This is a genomic window from Pseudomonas sp. NPDC089422, assembly GCF_044749405.1.
Taxonomy (GTDB): Bacteria; Pseudomonadota; Gammaproteobacteria; order Pseudomonadales; family Pseudomonadaceae; genus Aquipseudomonas.
In genome coordinates this window covers 216,366-233,120 of record NZ_JBIVHW010000001.1, presented here as the reverse complement: position 1 = coordinate 233,120, position 16,755 = coordinate 216,366, and the positions used below count along the sequence as shown (strand labels likewise).

At 64.8% G+C, this 16,755-nt stretch carries 12 protein-coding genes; 8 read left to right on the top strand and 4 right to left on the bottom strand.

What is annotated here, in order from left to right; translation table 11 throughout:
* Positions 1 to 43: 43 nt before the first annotated feature.
* The 3 genes from glgB to ACIPZ8_RS01075 all read right to left on the bottom strand — a co-directional run bounded on the left by glgB (position 44) and on the right by ACIPZ8_RS01075 (position 7,768).
* The gene (glgB, locus tag ACIPZ8_RS01085; RefSeq protein ID WP_400719181.1) at positions 44 to 2,254 is read right to left on the bottom strand and encodes a 1,4-alpha-glucan branching protein GlgB; all 2,211 of its coding nucleotides are present in this window, start codon (positions 2,252 to 2,254) and stop codon (positions 44 to 46) included.
* Entirely contained in the window at positions 2,255 to 5,578 is a 3,324-nt protein-coding gene (gene treS, locus ACIPZ8_RS01080; RefSeq protein ID WP_400719180.1) for a maltose alpha-D-glucosyltransferase, read from the bottom strand.
* Between the two features lie 171 nt (positions 5,579 to 5,749).
* The gene (locus ACIPZ8_RS01075) at positions 5,750 to 7,768 is read right to left on the bottom strand and encodes an alpha-1,4-glucan--maltose-1-phosphate maltosyltransferase (RefSeq protein WP_400719179.1); all 2,019 of its coding nucleotides are present in this window, start codon (positions 7,766 to 7,768) and stop codon (positions 5,750 to 5,752) included.
* Between the two features lie 140 nt (positions 7,769 to 7,908).
* On the opposite strand from ACIPZ8_RS01075, the gene ACIPZ8_RS01070 reads away from it, so the two are divergent.
* From ACIPZ8_RS01070 to ACIPZ8_RS01055, 4 genes are all read left to right on the top strand, one after another.
* Complete coding sequence (locus tag ACIPZ8_RS01070) at positions 7,909 to 8,070, top strand: hypothetical protein (protein WP_400719178.1); 162 nt, start codon at positions 7,909 to 7,911, stop codon at positions 8,068 to 8,070.
* A 96-nt stretch (positions 8,071 to 8,166) separates the two neighbouring features.
* On the top strand, positions 8,167 to 8,403 hold the full coding sequence (locus tag ACIPZ8_RS01065; RefSeq protein WP_400719177.1) for a hypothetical protein: 237 nt from the start codon (positions 8,167 to 8,169) through the stop codon (positions 8,401 to 8,403).
* 224 nt (positions 8,404 to 8,627) lie between these two features.
* A complete protein-coding gene (acpP, locus tag ACIPZ8_RS01060; RefSeq protein WP_400719176.1) occupies positions 8,628 to 8,864 on the top strand; it encodes an acyl carrier protein in 237 nt (78 codons plus the stop codon).
* Between the two features lie 53 nt (positions 8,865 to 8,917).
* Positions 8,918 to 9,178, top strand: a complete 261-nt coding sequence (locus ACIPZ8_RS01055) for a hypothetical protein (RefSeq protein ID WP_400719175.1) — start codon at positions 8,918 to 8,920, stop codon at positions 9,176 to 9,178.
* A 51-nt stretch (positions 9,179 to 9,229) separates the two neighbouring features.
* Here ACIPZ8_RS01055 and ACIPZ8_RS01050 read toward each other — a convergent pair whose 3' ends face one another.
* Complete coding sequence (locus tag ACIPZ8_RS01050; RefSeq protein ID WP_400719174.1) at positions 9,230 to 10,906, bottom strand: AMP-binding protein; 1,677 nt, start codon at positions 10,904 to 10,906, stop codon at positions 9,230 to 9,232.
* Between the two features lie 206 nt (positions 10,907 to 11,112).
* Here ACIPZ8_RS01050 and ACIPZ8_RS01045 point away from each other — a divergent pair, with 206 nt between their 5' ends.
* The 4 genes from ACIPZ8_RS01045 to ACIPZ8_RS01030 are packed head-to-tail and all read left to right on the top strand — an operon-like array spanning position 11,113 to position 16,671.
* Positions 11,113 to 12,276, top strand: a complete 1,164-nt coding sequence (locus tag ACIPZ8_RS01045; protein WP_110631769.1) for an isovaleryl-CoA dehydrogenase — start codon at positions 11,113 to 11,115, stop codon at positions 12,274 to 12,276.
* 19 nt (positions 12,277 to 12,295) lie between these two features.
* Positions 12,296 to 13,903, top strand: coding sequence for a carboxyl transferase domain-containing protein (locus ACIPZ8_RS01040; RefSeq protein ID WP_400719173.1), 1,608 nt, complete (start codon positions 12,296 to 12,298; stop codon positions 13,901 to 13,903).
* Between the two features lie 3 nt (positions 13,904 to 13,906).
* Positions 13,907 to 14,722 carry a gamma-carboxygeranoyl-CoA hydratase gene (locus ACIPZ8_RS01035; RefSeq protein ID WP_400719172.1) on the top strand — a complete coding sequence of 272 codons (816 nt, stop codon included), beginning with the start codon at positions 13,907 to 13,909 and terminating at the stop codon, positions 14,720 to 14,722.
* A complete protein-coding gene (locus tag ACIPZ8_RS01030) occupies positions 14,719 to 16,671 on the top strand; it encodes an acetyl/propionyl/methylcrotonyl-CoA carboxylase subunit alpha (RefSeq protein WP_400719171.1) in 1,953 nt (650 codons plus the stop codon). Before ACIPZ8_RS01035 ends, ACIPZ8_RS01030 begins: the two co-directional genes overlap by 4 nt.
* Positions 16,672 to 16,755 lie beyond the last annotated feature (84 nt).

Genomic DNA, 16,755 nt, shown 5'->3' with positions numbered 1-16,755 from the left:
TAGGAGCGGATTTATCCGCGATGAGGCCAGCACAGGCAATACATCAAGCCGGCTTCATCACCAGCACACCCAATGGCGGCAAGTTCAGGGCCAGTGACAACGGCTGCCCATGGCTGGCCACCGCATCACTCGCCACCGCCCCCAGGTTACCCACATTCGACCCGGCATACAGCTCGGCATCGCTGTTGAGCAGCTCCTGCCAACGCTCACCGAACGGCACGCCAATCCGGTAGCCCTCGCGCGGCACCGGGGTGAAGTTGGCCACCACCAGCAGCGGCTCGCCCTGGCTGCTCCAGCGCAACCAGGCATACACGCTGTTGTGCGCGTCATCGCCGATCAGCCACTGGAAGCCCTGCGGCTGGCAGTCCTGTTCGTGCAGCGCCGGCAGCTCGCGGTACAGGCGGTTGAGGTCGCCGACCAGGCGCTGCACACCCTGGTGCTCGGGGTATTGCAGCAGGTACCAGTCCAGCTGATGGTCATGGTTCCACTCGCGCCACTGGCCGAACTCGCAGCCCATGAACAGCAGCTTCTTGCCCGGGTGGGTCCACATGAAGGTCAGGTAGGCGCGCAGGTTGGCGAACTTCTGCCAACGGTCACCGGGCATCTTGTCGATCAGCGAGTGCTTGCCGTGCACCACCTCGTCGTGGGAGATCGGCAGGATGAAATGCTCGGAATAGGCATAGATCAGGCCGAAGCTCATCTCGTTGTGGTGATAGGTGCGGTGCACCGGGTCGTTCTGGATGTAATGCAAGGTGTCATGCATCCAGCCCATGTTCCACTTGTAGGCAAAGCCCAGGCCGCCCTGCTGGGTCGGCTGGCTCACCCCCGGCCAGGCGGTGGACTCCTCGGCGATGATCAGTGCGCCCGGCGCCTCGTGGGCGGCGATGCCGTTGAGGTGGCGGATGAAGTCGATGGCCTCGAGGTTTTCCCGCCCGCCGTGGCGGTTGGGCACCCATTCGCCGGCCTTGCGCGAGTAGTCGCGGTACAGCATCGAGGCCACCGCATCGACGCGCAGACCGTCGATGTGGAAATGCTTGAGCCAGTGCAAGGCCGACGCCATCATGAAACCGCGCACCTCGTTGCGGCCGAGGTTGTAGATCAGCGTGTTCCAGTCCTGGTGGTAGCCTTCCAGCGGGTTGTCATACTCGTACAGCGCGGTACCGTCGAACCGGGCCAGGCCATGTTCGTCGGTAGGGAAATGCGCCGGTACCCAGTCGAGGATCACGCCGATGCCACCTTGGTGGCAGGCATCGATGAATGCCGCGAAGTCTTCAGGCGTGCCATAGCGCGAAGTCGGTGCGAACATCGACAGCGGCTGGTAGCCCCAAGACCCACCGAACGGGTGTTCCATGATCGGCAGCAGCTCGATATGGGTGAAGCCCAGCTGCTGGACGTAAGGCACCAGGCGTTCGGCCAGTTCACGCCAGTTGTAGTAGCGCGACACTTCACCCAGCTCGTCGAGCTCGCATTGCCAGGAACCCGGGTGCAGCTCGTAGATCGACAACGGTGCGCTGTAGGCATGGCGCTGGGCGCGATGCTCCATCCAGTCGTGGTCCTGCCAGGCGTGGCTCAGTTCGGCGGCCACCTTCGACGCGGTGCTCGGCGGCAGCTCGGTGGCACGGGCCAAGGGGTCGGCTTTCAGCGGCAGTATGCCGTCCTTGCCAAGCACTTCGAACTTGTAGGTTTCACCCACGCCCAGGCGCGGCACGAACAGCTCCCACACGCCCGCGCTGTGGCGCAGGCGCATGGGGTGGCGGCGACCGTCCCAGTTGTTGAAGTCACCCACCACCGACACCCGCCGCGCATTCGGCGCCCACACCGAGAAGCACACGCCATCGATGCCATCGACCTGGGTCGGCTGGGCACCGAAACGCCCGGACAGGTCGCGGTGATTGCCTTCGGCGAACAGGTAGAGGTCCATGTCACCCAGTTGCGGGCCAAAGCTGTAAGGGTCTTCGGTCACCTGCTCGCCCCCGGCCCAGCCGATCTGCAGCAGGTACGGCTGTGCCTCATCAAGGTGCGCGCTGAACAGGCCGGGCAGACTGCCCTGCACCATTTCGGCGAGGATGCGCCCATCATGGCGCGCCAGCACCCGTACCTTCAGGGCATTGGGCAGGTAGGCACGGACGAACAGGCCGCCCTGCCCGTCACCGTGGGGGCCCAGCACTGCAAAGGGATCGGCGTGCTCGGCGCGGGCCAGGGCATCCAGGTCCCGTTGCCGAAGGCCGCCGTTTTCACGCGTGGTTGCATTCATCTATGACTCTCCCCAGGTACTGATCAGTCCATGCAGGCCATGCAAAGGCACGGCCAGCCAACTCGGACGGTTCTCGGCTTCGTATGTGATTTCGTAGGCGGCTTTTTCCAGGCAGAACAACTCCAGTGCGGCGCGCTCGCCCTCGGCCTGTTGCCAGGCGTGAGGCATGGCGGCGGTGGCCAGGCCATAGGCTTCGACGAAGGCATGCCGCGACTGGTGCAGGTACTGCCGGGCAACCCGTTGCCGGGCTTGCCGCGCCGGGTCGGAAAGGTCCACGGCAGACGCGCTGCGCAGAATCATCGCAGCAGCATAGTCGAAGGATCGCAACACGCCGCTGACATCCTTGTACGGGCTGTGTTTCGCCCGGCGCTCGTCCAGCGGTCGGGCCGGTTCGCCCTCGAAATCGATCAGGTAGGCATCGCCCTGCACCACCAGCACCTGGCCCAGATGCAGGTCGCCATGCACGCGCATCAGCAGGCCGCCCCGGGCCTGTTCGGCGAGTTTGGCGATGTGCTGGGCGAGGCCGTCACGCTGCTGTTGCAGGTCGTCGACCAGGGCCTGGCTGTCGCTGTCGAGGTGGTCGCGGTGCTGGGCCAGCAGATCAAGGGCGTGGTTCAGTTCGGCGCTGATCTGCGCGCTCCAGCGTTGGCTGTCCTCGGCATCGCTGGGGCGTGGCTGGAAGGCTTCATCGTTAGTCGGTGCCGCCAGCAACAGGTGCATCTCGCCCAGGCGCTGGCCGAGCAAGGCGGCGAAGCCGTTGAGCTCGGCCAGCGCGTTGGTGTGCGCTTCGGCATCGATACAGGTCGGCTCCATCTCGTCGCGGATGGCCCGCTCCAGGGTGTTCTGGGTCCAGGCCCAGGCATCGCCCTGGTTGTTCAGGTAACCCTGGGCGATCATCAGCAGGTGCGGTGCGCCTTGCTCGTCGACGCGGCTGACCCAGGCCAGCAGCGGCGAGATGTTGGCGAAGCCGGCGGCGGTCAGGTAGGCGCTCATTTCCAGCTCGGGGTGGATGCCCGGGTTGACCCGGCGAATCAGCTTGAGCACCACGCGGTCGCCAATCACCACCGAGCTGTTGGACTGCTCGGCGCTGAGGTAGCGCACCGGGCTTTCCTCGTTCAGCTCAAGGCCGGCCAGCTGGGCCGTGCAGGCGAAACGCAACTGGCCCTGGCCCTGGCCGTTACCGCACGGCAACTGCATGCCGTCCTGGCAGGCGCGCAGCACGGCACGGATGAACGGTTCGAGGACGAAGGCGTCGGTGATCAGGCCGACCTGGCGGCCACGGCGTACCCGCGACAGCGCCAGCTGCTGCGGTAGCGCCGTGTTGATCTGCTCTTCCGGCAGCAGGCCGAACGGCAGCTGGTACTGGGTGGCCACGCCGTCACTGAGCACTTCGATTTCACTGAGCAGTACCGGCGTGGTGGCGGTGCCAAAGCGCACGCCATAGCGCAGGCGCACCTGGTCGATCGGGCCTTCCTTGCCGGCGAACCAGCGGCGCTTGGGCAGGTATTGCGGCAGGATCGTGTCGTTCAAGGTTTCGCTGGAGGGGGCTTCGAGCAGTTCTTCCATGCGTTTGCGCAGTACTAACGTGGTCAATTCCGGCAACCCCTCGGTAGCTTGGATGTGCCAGCTGGGCATGCGGTCGTGGGCAGCCAGCAGGAACCAGTAGAAGGCATAAGGTGGCAAGGTCAGCAAAAACGGCAGTTGGCCAATCGGCGGGAAAGCGCTGCCACCGAGCATCTCCACGGGCACTTTGTCAGCGTATTGCGACAGTTCGAGCTCGGCAGCCTGGGCGGCACGCGAGACGTTGGCGACGCAGAGGATCACCTCGGTGTTGCCGCCTTCGTCGGTGTACTCGCGGATGTACGCCAGGATGCGCCGGTTGCTCGGCGTCAGCGTGCGCAGGCTGCCGCGGCCAAAGGCCTTCTGCTGCTTGCGCACCGCCAGCAGGCGGCGGTTCCAGTTCAGCAGCGAGTGCGGGTCGTGGGATTGGGCTTCGACGTTGACGGTCTGGTAGCCGTACAACGGGTCCATGATCGGCGGCAGTACCAGGCGCTGCGGGTCGGCCCGGGAGAAACCGCCGTTGCGGTCCGGTGACCACTGCATCGGCGTGCGCACGCCGTCGCGGTCGCCGAGGTAGATGTTGTCGCCCATGCCCAGCTCATCGCCGTAGTACAGCGTTGGCGTACCAGGCATCGACAGCAGCAGGCTGGTGAGCAGTTCGATGCGCCGCCGGTCACGCTGCAACAATGGCGCCAGGCGCCGGCGGATGCCGAGGTTGATGCGCGCGCGGCGGTCTTCGGCGTAGTAGTTCCACAGGTAGTCACGCTCGCGGTCGGTGACCATTTCCAGGGTCAGCTCATCGTGGTTGCGCAGGAAGATCGCCCACTGGCAGTTGCCCGGGATCTCCGGGGTCTGGCGCAGGATATCGGTGATCGGGAAGCGGTCTTCCATGGCCAGGGCCATGTACATGCGCGGCATCAACGGGAAGTGGAAGGCCATGTGGCATTCGTCGCCATCGCCTTCGCCAAAGTACGGGCGGGTGTCCTCGGGCCACTGGTTGGCCTCGGCCAGCAACATGCGGTCGGGGTAGTTGGCGTCGATCTCGGCGCGGATCGCCTTGAGCACCGTGTGGGTTTCGGGCAGGTTTTCGTTATTGGTGCCGTCGCGCTCGATCAGGTACGGGATGGCGTCCAGGCGCAGGCCGTCGACGCCCAGGTCGAGCCAGAAGCGCATCACCCCGATCACCGCCTTGAGCACCTGCGGGTTGTCGAAGTTGAGGTCCGGCTGGTGCGAATAGAAGCGATGCCAGAAGTACTGACCGGCGACCGGGTCCCAGGTCCAGTTGGACTTCTCGGTGTCGAGGAAGATGATCCGCGTGCCGTCGTATTTCTGGTCATCGTCCGACCACACGTAGAAGTCCCGCGCCTTGCTGCCGCGTTTGGCATGGCGGGCTCGCTGGAACCACGGGTGCTGGTCGCTGGTGTGGTTGATGACCAGCTCGGTGATCACCCGCAGGCCACGCTTGTGCGCTTCGGCGATGAAGCGGCGGGCGTCGGCCATGCTGCCGTAGTCCGGATGCACGGCCTTGTATTCGGCGATGTCGTAGCCGTCATCGCGCCGTGGCGAGGGGTAGAACGGCAGCAGCCACAGGGTGTTGACGCCGAGCTCGGCGATGTAGTCGAGCTTGCTGATCAGGCCGGCGAAATCGCCGATGCCGTCGTTGTTGGCATCGAAGAACGACTTGATGTGCAGCTGGTAGATCACGGCGTCCTTGTACCACAGCGGGTCATCGATGAAGGCTGCCGGGCGGGAACGCTTGGCCATGGGTGACTCCTTTCAGATCTCTCTAAGGCTTGCACGATCCCTGTAGGAGCGGCCTTGTGTCGCGATAGGGCTGCGAAGCGGCCCCAGAATATGCGCATCACTCAAGGTTGCCGGGGCCGCTGTGCGGCCCTTTCGCGACACAAGGCCGCTCCTACAGAGCTTCGCGATGCATTACCGGGCCTTTTCGATGCGCCAGATGCCAAACGGCTGGTGCCAGGGCTCGATGCGCATCCACTGGGTCTTGCCATGCCAGGTCCAGCGGTGGCCGTTCATCAGGTCCTCGCCCAGGGTGTCGGCGTTGTCGTCCAGTCCCAGTTCCCACAACGGCAGCTCGAAACTGGCCTCCTGGGCGTTGTGCGGGTCGAGGCTGATCGCCACCAGGATGTAGTTGTCGCGCTCGGGCGTGCGCTTGGCGAAGTACAGGATGTTGTCGTTCCAGCAGTTGAAGAACGCCACGCCCAGGTGCGTCTGCAACGCCCGGTTCTGCCGACGGATGCGGTTGAGCTGGGCAATCTCGGCGACGATGTTGCCGGGCTGGTTGAAATCGCGCGGGCGGATCTCGTACTTCTCCGAATCCAGGTACTCCTCCTTGCCTGGCAGCGGCGTGCCTTCGCACAGTTCGAAGCCTGAATACATGCCCCACAGGCCCGACCCCATGGTCGCCAGTGCGGCACGGATGAGGAACCCGGCGCGGCCCGAGGTGTGCAGGAAATAGGGGTTGATGTCTGGTGTGTTGACGAAGAAGTTCGGCCGGTAGCACTGGCTCCATGGCGGCTGATTGAGTTCTTCGAAGTATTCGCGCAGTTCTTTTTTGGTATTTCGCCAGGTGAAGTAGGTGTAGCTCTGCGCATACCCCACCTTGCCCAGGCGCGCCATCATCGCAGGCCGGGTGAAGGCCTCGGCGAGGAAGATCACCTCGGGGTGCTGGCTGCGCACATTGGCGATCAGCCATTGCCAGAACGGCAGCGGCTTGGTGTGCGGGTTGTCGACGCGGAAGGTCTTCACGCCCTCCTCGACCCAGCCGACCACCACGTCACGCAGGGCCAGCCACAAGCTTGGTATGGCCTCGGCGGCGTAGAAGTCGACGTTGACGATGTCCTGGTATTTCTTGGGCGGGTTTTCGGCGTAGCGGATGGTGCCGTCGGGGCGCCAGCTGAACCAGCCGGGATGCTCCTTCAGCCAGGGGTGGTCCTGGGAGCACTGGATGGCGAAGTCCAGGGCGATTTCCAGGCCGTGCTCGGCAGCGGCGGCGACCAGCCGGCGGAAGTCCTCGCGCGTGCCCAACTGCGGGTGAATGGCCTCGTGGCCGCCCTCGGGGCTGCCAATGGCATAGGGGCTGCCGGGGTCGCCCGGCTCGGCGCGCAGGGCGTTGTTGCGGCCCTTGCGGTGCTGGGTGCCGATCGGGTGGATCGGCGGGAAGTACAGCACGTCGAAGCCCATGTCGCGGATCATCGGCAAACGTTCGTGCACGTCATTGAACGTGCCGTGGCGCTCGGGGCTGTCGGTGATCGAGCGTGGGAACAGCTCGTACCAACTGGCAAACAGCGCAGCCGGCCGGTCGACATCGACGGGGAATTCGCGGCTGCGGGTCAGGTAGCTGCGATGCTCGGCCTCGGCCATCAGCCGTGATGTGTCAGGGTGCAGCAGCAACGCCACCTGGTCATCGGCCTTGAGCGAAACCAGTTGCTGTTGCAGGGCTTCGATCTCCTCGCGCAGCACGCCTTCGCTGAGGTCGATACCCTGGCCGAGCATGAGCCGACCCTCTTCCAGTTCCAGCTTGACCTCGACCCCGGCGTGGTACTTCTTCTCGAGGTCGTGGCAGTAGGTGGCGAACGGGTCGATCCAGGCCTCGATGCTGAACAGGTGCGGGCCCAGTTCGGTGGGGGTGAACTCGGCCAGCCACAGGTCGTTGCCCGGCGACTGCATTGGCACGCAGTGCCAGCGGCGACTGTGGGCCTGGCGCCAGTTGAGCACCACCGCCAGGCGGTCGTGGCCGTCGCCGTAGACCTTGCTGCTGACAGCGACCGGTTGGCCGCTGACGGCCTTGGCGGCGAAGGTGCCGGCGTCGAGCACGGGTTGGGTGTCCTCGATCACGATGCGCGGCGCCAGCAGCGCCTGGGACAGGCTGATGGCCTGGTCCGGGTGATCGTTCGCCATGGGCACGCTTTCAAAGGGCTCGTTTCGTGACATCGACCTTGCTCCCTCAGGCTGTTGGCGGTAAGGGTTCAGAGCCGGGCACAGGCGTGGGGTTCAAAAAAATTGAGCGAACGGCAACTGCCAGCGGTCAGAGCCTGCAGCACCTCTTCAACTCATCCACGCGAGGTCAGGCCATGAACATTCCCATTCCACCGGAAACACCCGATCCCAACATCGACGACCCGAGCTTGCCGCCGCCCTTGCCGGAACAAGACCCGGACGAGCTGCCAATCAAGCCGACCATGCCGCCGACGGTGGGGGATCCGCCGAGTGATGAACCACCGGTGAAGGCTTAAGGGTAGACGACGGCGCCTGATATTTTTGCCAGTAGCGAGGTTTGCCGGCGGTGTTGAATAGTGGGGCTCCCTATTTATGCCAAGGAGCCCCCTATCGTGCATATCGCGACCCGTTGGCTGCGCATGGAATTCGAGCGACAAGTGATCGACTACTTGCAGGATGCCGGGGTAGTCGATCCGTGGCTGGGAACCTGGCTGGCGCATCAGGACAGGGATAAATGCGAATTCGCGCTGATGGGGCTGGAGGCACATTACGGCGTGCACTTGCGCCGTGATTACCGGACCGTTGCCGAGCTTGCCGCCGGGCTTTGCAAGGCAATGGATCTGCGCTGACCATGCCGGCCTCTTCGCGGGCACGCTCGCTCCCACAGGTCCCGCGCCGTATTCAAACTTGGCGCAGTACCTGTGAGAGCGGGTTTACCCGCGAAAGGGCCGGCAGCGCAAATACATCAATCAGCAAGCACGCTATGTGCCTTCGGCAACTGTCATTTTTACCAGTTCCAGAAGTTTCTCCTGCGCGCTATACAGGGTACACCAGCCATCAACGGGAGAGTGCGATGAGCACTATTGAGGAACGCGTAAAGAAAATCGTTGCAGAGCAATTGGGCGTCAAAGAAGAAGAGATCACGGCCAAGTCATCCTTCACCGAGGACCTCGGTGCAGACTCGCTCGACACCGTCGAGTTGGTCATGGCGCTGGAAGAAGAGTTCGAGATGGAAATACCCGACGAAGACGCAGAAACACTCTCCTCCGTGCAAGATGCAATCGACTACATCAACGCCCAAAAGGCCTGAAGTTCGCCCATGCGACCTCAAACCAAGGCTTCGCGCCCTCCGGAGACGCCATCATGGACCAATATCGCAAGCTCGTAGTCAGAAGCCTTCAGAGGATTCTGTCCACCAAACTGCTGCAGCACACCAGAGCCTATGGCAATAGCGAGTTACTGCAGGATTTCAAAGTTCACAATGAACTGATGCTAAGGGAAGCGCTAGGCGAGAAGACACTACATCTGTATTTGAAAGCACTCCGGGTCGCCACCCGCAAACCTCTAAGTTATAGCGATGCGATGACCGTTGGCTCTTTGATCAAAACACTCTGCGCCGCCTGAGTTCCTCCTTGACGGGAAACAGGTCGGAACCCCGACCTGTTTCCATCTTCATTATTCCTGCATGGAGAGACTCTCGATACTGATCTCTCGCATCCGAAACTTCTGCACCTTCCCCGTCACCGTCATCGGAAACTCGTCAACGAAGCGAAAATGCCGCGGCACCTTGAAGTGCGCAATGCGCACCCTGCACCAGCTCTGCAATTCCTCGACCGTGACGCTATGCCCCGGATGCAGTTTGATCCAGGCCACGATCTCCTCGCCATAACGGCTGCACGGAATGCCGACCACCTGGGCATCCGCCACCGCCGGGTGGGTGTAGAAGAACTCCTCCAGCTCCCGCGGATAAATGTTCTCGCCGCCGCGAATGATCATGTCCTTGTTGCGCCCGACAATGCGCACATGGCCGTGCTCGTCCATTACCGCCAGGTCGCCCGAATGCATCCAGCCGGCCGGGTCGATGGCATCCGCCGTGGCCTGGGGGTTGTCCCAGTAGCCGAGCATCACGCTGTAGCCGCGTGTGCACAGCTCGCCAATTTCGCCTCGGCCGACGATGCAGCCATCGGCGCCCACCAGCTTGGTCTCCAGCTGCGGCTGGGTGCGGCCGACGGTGGTCACGCGCAGTTCCAGTTCGTCGTCCGGGCCGGTCTGCAGGGAGACCGGGCTGGTCTCGGTCATGCCATAGGCGATCTGCACTTCGGCCATGTGCATCTGGTCGATCACCCGGCGCATCACCTCGATCGGGCAGGTGGCGCCGGCCATGATGCCGCTGCGCAGGGTCGACAGGTCCAGTTGCGTACGCGACGGGTGGTCGAGCATGGCGATGAACATGGTCGGCACACCATAGAGGATGCTGGCGCGCTCCTCGGCCACCGCGCGCAGGGTGAGCTCGGCGTCGAAGGCGTCGTTGGGGTAGACCATGGTGCTGCCGTGGGTGATGCAGCCGAGGTTGGCCATGACCATGCCGAAGCAGTGGTACAGCGGCACCGGGATCACCATGCGGTCACGTTCGCTCAGGCCCAGGCTCTCGCCGACCATGAAGCCGTTGTTGAGGATGTTGTAATGGCTGAGCGTGGCACCTTTGGGCGCGCCGGTGGTGCCGGAGGTGTACTGGATGTTCACTGGCTGGTCGAACTGCAGGCCCTGCTGACGCGCCGCATAGCCTTCAGCCGAGGTCTGCCCGGCCCGCTCGGCCAATGCCGGCCAAGGCAGGAAGCCGTTGGGCGGGTTGGCTGCCAGGCTGATCACCCCGCGCAGTTCGGGCAGGCGTTCACTGGCCAACTCACCGAGTTGGCTGGTCGCCAATTCCGGTACCAGCTCCTGAACCATGGCATGGTAATCGGAGGTCTTGAACGCATCGGCACACACCAGCCAGCGGCAGCCGGACTGACGTAGTACGTACTCCAGCTCACCCACGCGATAGGCCGGGTTGATGTTGACCAGGATCGCGCCGACCTTGGCACTGGCCAACTGCAAAATGCACCACTGGGCGCAGTTGGGCGACCAGATGCCGACCCGGTCGCCGGTGTTCACGCCCAGGGCCATCAGGGCACGGGCATGCACATCGACCTGGTCAGCCAGCTGCCGCCAGCTGTAGCGCAAGCCCTGGTGGCGCACCACCAGCGCTTCGCCGTCGGCGCAGCGGGCCACGGTGGCGTCGAAGGCCTGGCCAATGGTCAGGGTCAGCAGCGGTTGGTCCTGGCGGCCGCAGGTGTAGCTTGGTTGACTCATGGGTGTCCCTTCTTGTGGTTGTTCTGGGCACGACTGAAGCGAGCCGGGAATACTCTGGCGCAGATTTACGTTTACGTAAAGGTGATGAGTAGATTGACAGTGACCGAAGGCAGGTTTACGTTAACGTAAAGGTGATCAATGACACCGGCGCCATCTCCGCGAGCTACGGTGTTACCCATATTTCAAGAACAACAAGGTGCCCCAGCATGCATTACCCCACCCTGAACTTCGCCCTGGGCGAAACCATCGACATGCTCCGCGACCAGGTGCGCACCTTCGTTGCCGCCGAACTGGCCCCGCGCGCCGCGCAGATCGACCATGACAACCTGTTCCCCGCCGACATGTGGCGCAAGTTCGGCGACATGGGGCTGCTGGGTATCACCGTGTCGGAAGAATACGGCGGCGCCGGCCTGGGCTACCTGGCCCACGTGGTGTCGATGGAAGAGATCAGCCGCGGCTCGGCTTCGGTCGCCCTCTCCTATGGCGCCCACTCCAACCTCTGCGTCAACCAGATCAACCGCAACGGCACCCACGAGCAGAAGCTCAAGTACCTGCCCAAACTGATCAGCGGCGAGCACATCGGCGCCCTGGCCATGAGCGAGCCCAACGCCGGTTCCGACGTGGTGTCGATGAAACTGCGCGCCGAAAAACGCGGCGACCACTACGTGCTCAACGGCAGCAAGACCTGGATCACCAACGGCCCCGACGCCAACACCTACGTGATCTACGCCAAGACCGACCTGGACAAGGGCGCCCACGGCATCACCGCGTTCATCGTCGAACGTGACTGGAAAGGCTTCAGCCGCAGCAACAAGTTCGACAAGCTGGGCATGCGCGGCTCCAACACCTGCGAGCTGTTCTTCGACGGCGTCGAAGTGCCGGAAGAAAACATCCTCGGCCAGCTCAACGGCGGCGTGCGCGTGCTGATGAGCGGCCTGGACTACGAGCGCGTGGTGCTCTCCGGCGGCCCGACCGGCATCATGCAAAGCTGCATGGACCTGGTAGTGCCGTACATCCACGACCGCAAGCAGTTCGGCCAGAGCATCGGCGAATTCCAGCTTATCCAGGGCAAGATCGCCGACATGTACACCCAGCTCAACGCCAGCCGTGCCTACCTGTATGCCGTGGCCCAGGCCTGCGACCGTGGCGAGACCACCCGCAAGGATGCCGCCGGGGTGATTCTCTACACCGCCGAACGCGCCACGCAAATGGCCCTGGAAGCGATCCAGATCCTCGGCGGCAACGGCTACATCAACGAATTCCCGGCTGGCCGCCTGCTGCGCGACGCCAAGCTGTACGAGATCGGTGCCGGCACCAGCGAAATCCGCCGGATGCTGATCGGCCGCGAACTGTTCAACGAAACCCGCTGAGCACAAGGGACGGGCGCACATGGCTACCTTGCACACCCAGATCAACCCGCGTTCGGCGGAGTTCGCCGGCAACAGCGCGGCCATGCTCGAACAGGTCCAGGCCCTGCGCGGCCTGCTCGCCCAGGTGGCCCAGGGCGGCGGGCCCAAGGCCCAGGAGCGGCATACCTCGCGTGGCAAGCTGCTGCCGCGCGAGCGCATCGACCGTCTGCTCGACCCGGGCTCGCCGTTCCTCGAGATCGGCCAGCTGGCCGCCCATGAGGTGTACGGCGAAGACGTACCGGCGGCGGGCGTGATCGCCGGCATCGGCCGCGTCGAAGGCGTGGAATGCATGATCGTGGCCAACGACGCCACGGTCAAAGGCGGCTCCTACTACCCCCTGACGGTGAAGAAGCACCTGCGCGCGCAGACCATCGCCCTGCAGAACCGCCTGCCGTGCATCTACCTGGTGGACTCCGGCGGCGCCAACCTGCCACGCCAGGACGAAGTGTTCCCCGACCGCGAGCACTTCGGGCGGATCTTCTTCAACCAGGCCAACATGAGCGCGCTGGGCATCCCGCAGATCGCCGTGGTGATGGGCTCGTGCACAGCGGGCGGCGCCTACGTGCCGGCCATGGCCGACGAAGCGATCATGGTGCGCCAGCAGGCGACCATCTTCCTCGCCGGGCCGCCGCTGGTGAAGGCGGCAACCGGTGAGGTGGTGAGCGCCGAGGACCTCGGTGGCGCCGATGTGCACTGCCGCACCAGCGGCGTCGCCGACCACTACGCCGACAACGACGAGCACGCCCTGGCCATCGCCCGGCGCAGCGTGGCCAACCTCAACTGGCACAAGCTCGGCAAGCTGCAGCGCCAGGCGCCGATGGCACCGCTGTACAACGCCGACGAGCTGTATGGCGTGGTGCCAGCCGATGCCAAGCAGCCATTCGACGTGCGCGAAGTAATCGCTCGGCTGGTAGACGGCTCGGCGTTCGATGAGTTCAAGGCGCTGTTCGGTACCACCCTGGTGTGCGGCTTCGCCCACCTGCACGGCTACCCGGTGGCGATCCTGGCCAACAACGGCATCCTCTTCGCCGAGGCCGCGCAAAAAGGCGCGCACTTCATCGAACTGGCCTGCCAGCGCGGCATCCCGCTGTTGTTCCTGCAGAACATCACCGGCTTCATGGTCGGCAAGAAGTACGAAGAAGGCGGCATCGCCAAGCACGGCGCCAAGCTGGTCACCGCCGTGGCCTGCGCCCAGGTGCCGAAGTTCACGGTGATCATCGGTGGCAGCTTCGGCGCCGGCAACTACGGCATGTGCGGCCGCGCCTACGACCCACGTTTCCTGTGGATGTGGCCCAATGCCCGCATCGGCGTAATGGGTGCCGAACAGGCCGCCGGGGTGCTGGCCCAGGTCAAGCGCGAGCAGAGCGAACGCAGCGGCCAGGCCTTCAGCGCCGAGGACGAGGCCAGACTCAAGCAACCGATCCTCGACCAGTACGAGCACCAGGGCCACCCCTACTACTCCAGCGCCCGCCTGTGGGACGACGGTGTCATCGACCCGGCACAAACCCGCGACGTGCTCGGCCTGGCGTTGTCCGCCGCGCTGAACGCCCCGATCGAACAGAGCCGCTTCGGCATTTTCCGGATGTGACCCATGAGCGATTTCAGCACCCTCGAAGTGATTCGCGACCCGCGCGGCTTCGCCACCCTGTGGCTGAGCCGAGAGGACAAGAACAACGCCTTCAACGCGCTGATGATCCGCGAGCTGATCGTCGCCCTCGACCAGCTGGCCGAAGACGCCGGCCTGCGTTTCCTGCTGCTGCGCGGCCGCGGCCGGCACTTCAGCGCCGGTGCCGACCTGGCCTGGATGCAGCAATCGGCGCAACTGGACTTCAACACCAACCTGGATGATGCCCGCGAGCTCGGCGAGCTGATGTACGCCCTGCACCGCCTCAAGGCGCCGACCCTGGCCGTGGTGCAAGGTGCGGCCTTCGGCGGCGCACTGGGCCTGATCAGCTGCTGTGACATGGCCATCGGCGCCGAAGACGCCCAGCTGTGCCTGTCGGAAGTGCGCATCGGCCTGGCCCCGGCAGTCATCAGCCCGTTCGTGGTCAAGGCCATCGGCGAGCGCGCCGCACGCCGCTATGCCCTGACCGCCGAGCGTTTCAGCGGCGTGCGAGCCCGCGAACTGGGCCTGCTGGCCGAGGTGTACCCGGCCGGTGAGCTGGACACACAGGTCGAGGCGTGGGTGAACAATATGCTGCAGAACAGCCCGCAAGCGCTGCGTGCCACCAAGGACCTGCTGCGCGAAGTGGACGACGGCGAACTCAGCCCGGCCCTGCGCCGCTACTGTGAAAACACCATCGCCCGCATCCGGGTCAGCGCCGAAGGCCAGGAGGGCCTGCGCGCCTTCCTGGAGAAGCGCCGCCCCGCCTGGCAAACCGACGACAAGAAGGAGCCGCGCCCATGAGCCGCCCCGCTTTGACCACCCTGCTGGTCGCCAACCGTGGCGAAATCGCCTGCCGGGTGATGCGCACCGCCAAGGCCATGGGCCTGACCACCGTCGCGGTGCACAGCGCCACCGACCGTGACGCCCGCCACAGCCGCGAAGCGGATATTCGCGTCGACCTGGGCGGCAGCAAGGCTGCCGACAGTTACCTGGTGGTCGACAAGATTCTCGCCGCAGCCAAGGCCAGTGGCGCCCAGGCCATCCACCCGGGCTACGGTTTCCTGTCCGAGAACGCGGGTTTTGCCCGCGCCATCGAACAGGCCGGGCTGATCTTCCTCGGCCCACCGGCCAGTGCCATCGATGCCATGGGCAGCAAGTCGGCGGCCAAGGCACTGATGGAAGAAGCCGGCGTGCCGCTGGTGCCCGGCTACCACGGTGAAGCGCAAGACCTGGATACCTTCCGCGCCGCCGCCGAGCGCATCGGCTACCCGGTGCTGCTCAAGGCCAGCGCCGGGGGTGGCGGCAAGGGCATGAAAGTGGTCGAGGACGAAGGCCAGCTGGCCGACGCCCTGGCCTCGGCCCAGCGTGAGGCGCAGTCATCGTTCGGCGATGCGCGCATGCTGGTGGAAAAGTACGTGCTCAAGCCACGCCATGTGGAAATCCAGGTGTTCGCCGACCAGCACGGCAACTGCCTGTACCTTAACGAGCGTGACTGCTCGATCCAGCGTCGGCACCAGAAGGTGGTCGAGGAAGCGCCAGCGCCGGGCCTGTCCGCGGAGCTGCGCCAGGCCATGGGCGAGGCAGCGGTACGCGCGGCCCAGGCCATCGGCTACGTCGGTGCCGGCACCGTCGAGTTCCTGCTCGACGCCCGTGGCGAGTTCTTCTTCATGGAGATGAACACCCGCCTGCAGGTCGAGCACCCGGTCACCGAAGCCATCACCGGCCTCGACCTGGTGGCCTGGCAGATTCGCGTGGCCTGCGGCGAGCCGCTGCCGATCACCCAGGCGCAGGTGCCGCTGATCGGTCATGCCATCGAGGTGCGGCTGTATGCCGAGGACCCGGCCAACGAATTCCTGCCGGCCACTGGCACGCTCACGCTGTACCGCGAGTCGGCACCGGGTGAAGGCCGCCGGGTGGACAGCGGGGTCAGCGAGGGCGATGTGATCTCGCCGTTCTACGACCCGATGCTGGGCAAGCTGATCGCCTGGGGCCAGGACCGCGAGCAGGCCCGCCTGCGCTTGCTGGCGATGCTCGATGAGTTCGCCATCGGCGGGCTGAAGACCAATATTGCCTTCCTGCGCCGCATCCTGGCCCATCCGGCGTTTGCGGCGGCGGAACTGGACACTGGCTTCATTCCCCGCCATCAGGACGTGCTGCTGCCAGCACCTCAGGCATTGCCGGCGGGCTTCTGGGAGGCCGCAGCAGAAGCCTGGCTGCAAGGCCAGGCGCCGCACCAGCGGGCTGACGATGCAGGTTCGCCATGGGCCGAGCGCAATGGCCTGCGCCTGGGCCTGCCGGCGCGCAGCAGCCTGCACCTGAGCAGTGGTGGCGAAAGCCAGGCGGTTGCCCTGGAGCGCAGCGCCGCTTCGACCTGGCAGCTGGATGGCGAACAGCTGGGCCATGATGAGGACGGTGTCCGTCGCCGCTACCTGGCGGTACGTCGCGGTGGCACGCTGTTCCTGCGCTGGGATGGCGAGGTGCATGCCGTCGAAGCCTTCGACCCGATTGCCGAGGCCGAGGCCAGCCACAGCCATCAGGGCGGACTCGGTGCCCCCATGAACGGCAGCATCGTGCGAGTGCTGGCGGCGCCTGGGCAAGTGGTAGAGGCTGGAACGGCACTGGTGGTGCTGGAGGCGATGAAGATGGAGCACAGCATTCGCGCGCCCCATGCCGGGACGGTGAAGGCGTTGTTCTGCCAGGAAGGCGATATGGTCAGCGAAGGGACGGTGCTGGTCGAACTGGCTGAGTGAGGCATTCAGGGGCCGCTTTGCGGCCCTTTCGCGACACAAGGCAGCGCCTACAGAATTGCGCGATCCCTTGTAGGAGCGGCCTTG

What these genes read in the sequence shown, in the direction of transcription:
- glgB (WP_400719181.1), bottom strand. Translation starts at nt 2,254, where the DNA reads ATGAATGCAACCACGCGTGAAAACGGCGGCCTTCGGCAACGGGACCTG.
- treS (WP_400719180.1), bottom strand. Translation starts at nt 5,578, where the DNA reads ATGGCCAAGCGTTCCCGCCCGGCAGCCTTCATCGATGACCCGCTGTGG.
- ACIPZ8_RS01075 (WP_400719179.1), bottom strand. Translation starts at nt 7,768, where the DNA reads ATGTCACGAAACGAGCCCTTTGAAAGCGTGCCCATGGCGAACGATCAC.
- ACIPZ8_RS01070 (WP_400719178.1), top strand. Translation starts at nt 7,909, where the DNA reads ATGAACATTCCCATTCCACCGGAAACACCCGATCCCAACATCGACGAC.
- acpP (WP_400719176.1), top strand. Translation starts at nt 8,628, where the DNA reads ATGAGCACTATTGAGGAACGCGTAAAGAAAATCGTTGCAGAGCAATTG.
- ACIPZ8_RS01055 (WP_400719175.1), top strand. Translation starts at nt 8,918, where the DNA reads ATGGACCAATATCGCAAGCTCGTAGTCAGAAGCCTTCAGAGGATTCTG.
- ACIPZ8_RS01050 (WP_400719174.1), bottom strand. Translation starts at nt 10,906, where the DNA reads ATGAGTCAACCAAGCTACACCTGCGGCCGCCAGGACCAACCGCTGCTG.
- ACIPZ8_RS01045 (WP_110631769.1), top strand. Translation starts at nt 11,113, where the DNA reads ATGCATTACCCCACCCTGAACTTCGCCCTGGGCGAAACCATCGACATG.
- ACIPZ8_RS01040 (WP_400719173.1), top strand. Translation starts at nt 12,296, where the DNA reads ATGGCTACCTTGCACACCCAGATCAACCCGCGTTCGGCGGAGTTCGCC.
- ACIPZ8_RS01035 (WP_400719172.1), top strand. Translation starts at nt 13,907, where the DNA reads ATGAGCGATTTCAGCACCCTCGAAGTGATTCGCGACCCGCGCGGCTTC.
- ACIPZ8_RS01030 (WP_400719171.1), top strand. Translation starts at nt 14,719, where the DNA reads ATGAGCCGCCCCGCTTTGACCACCCTGCTGGTCGCCAACCGTGGCGAA.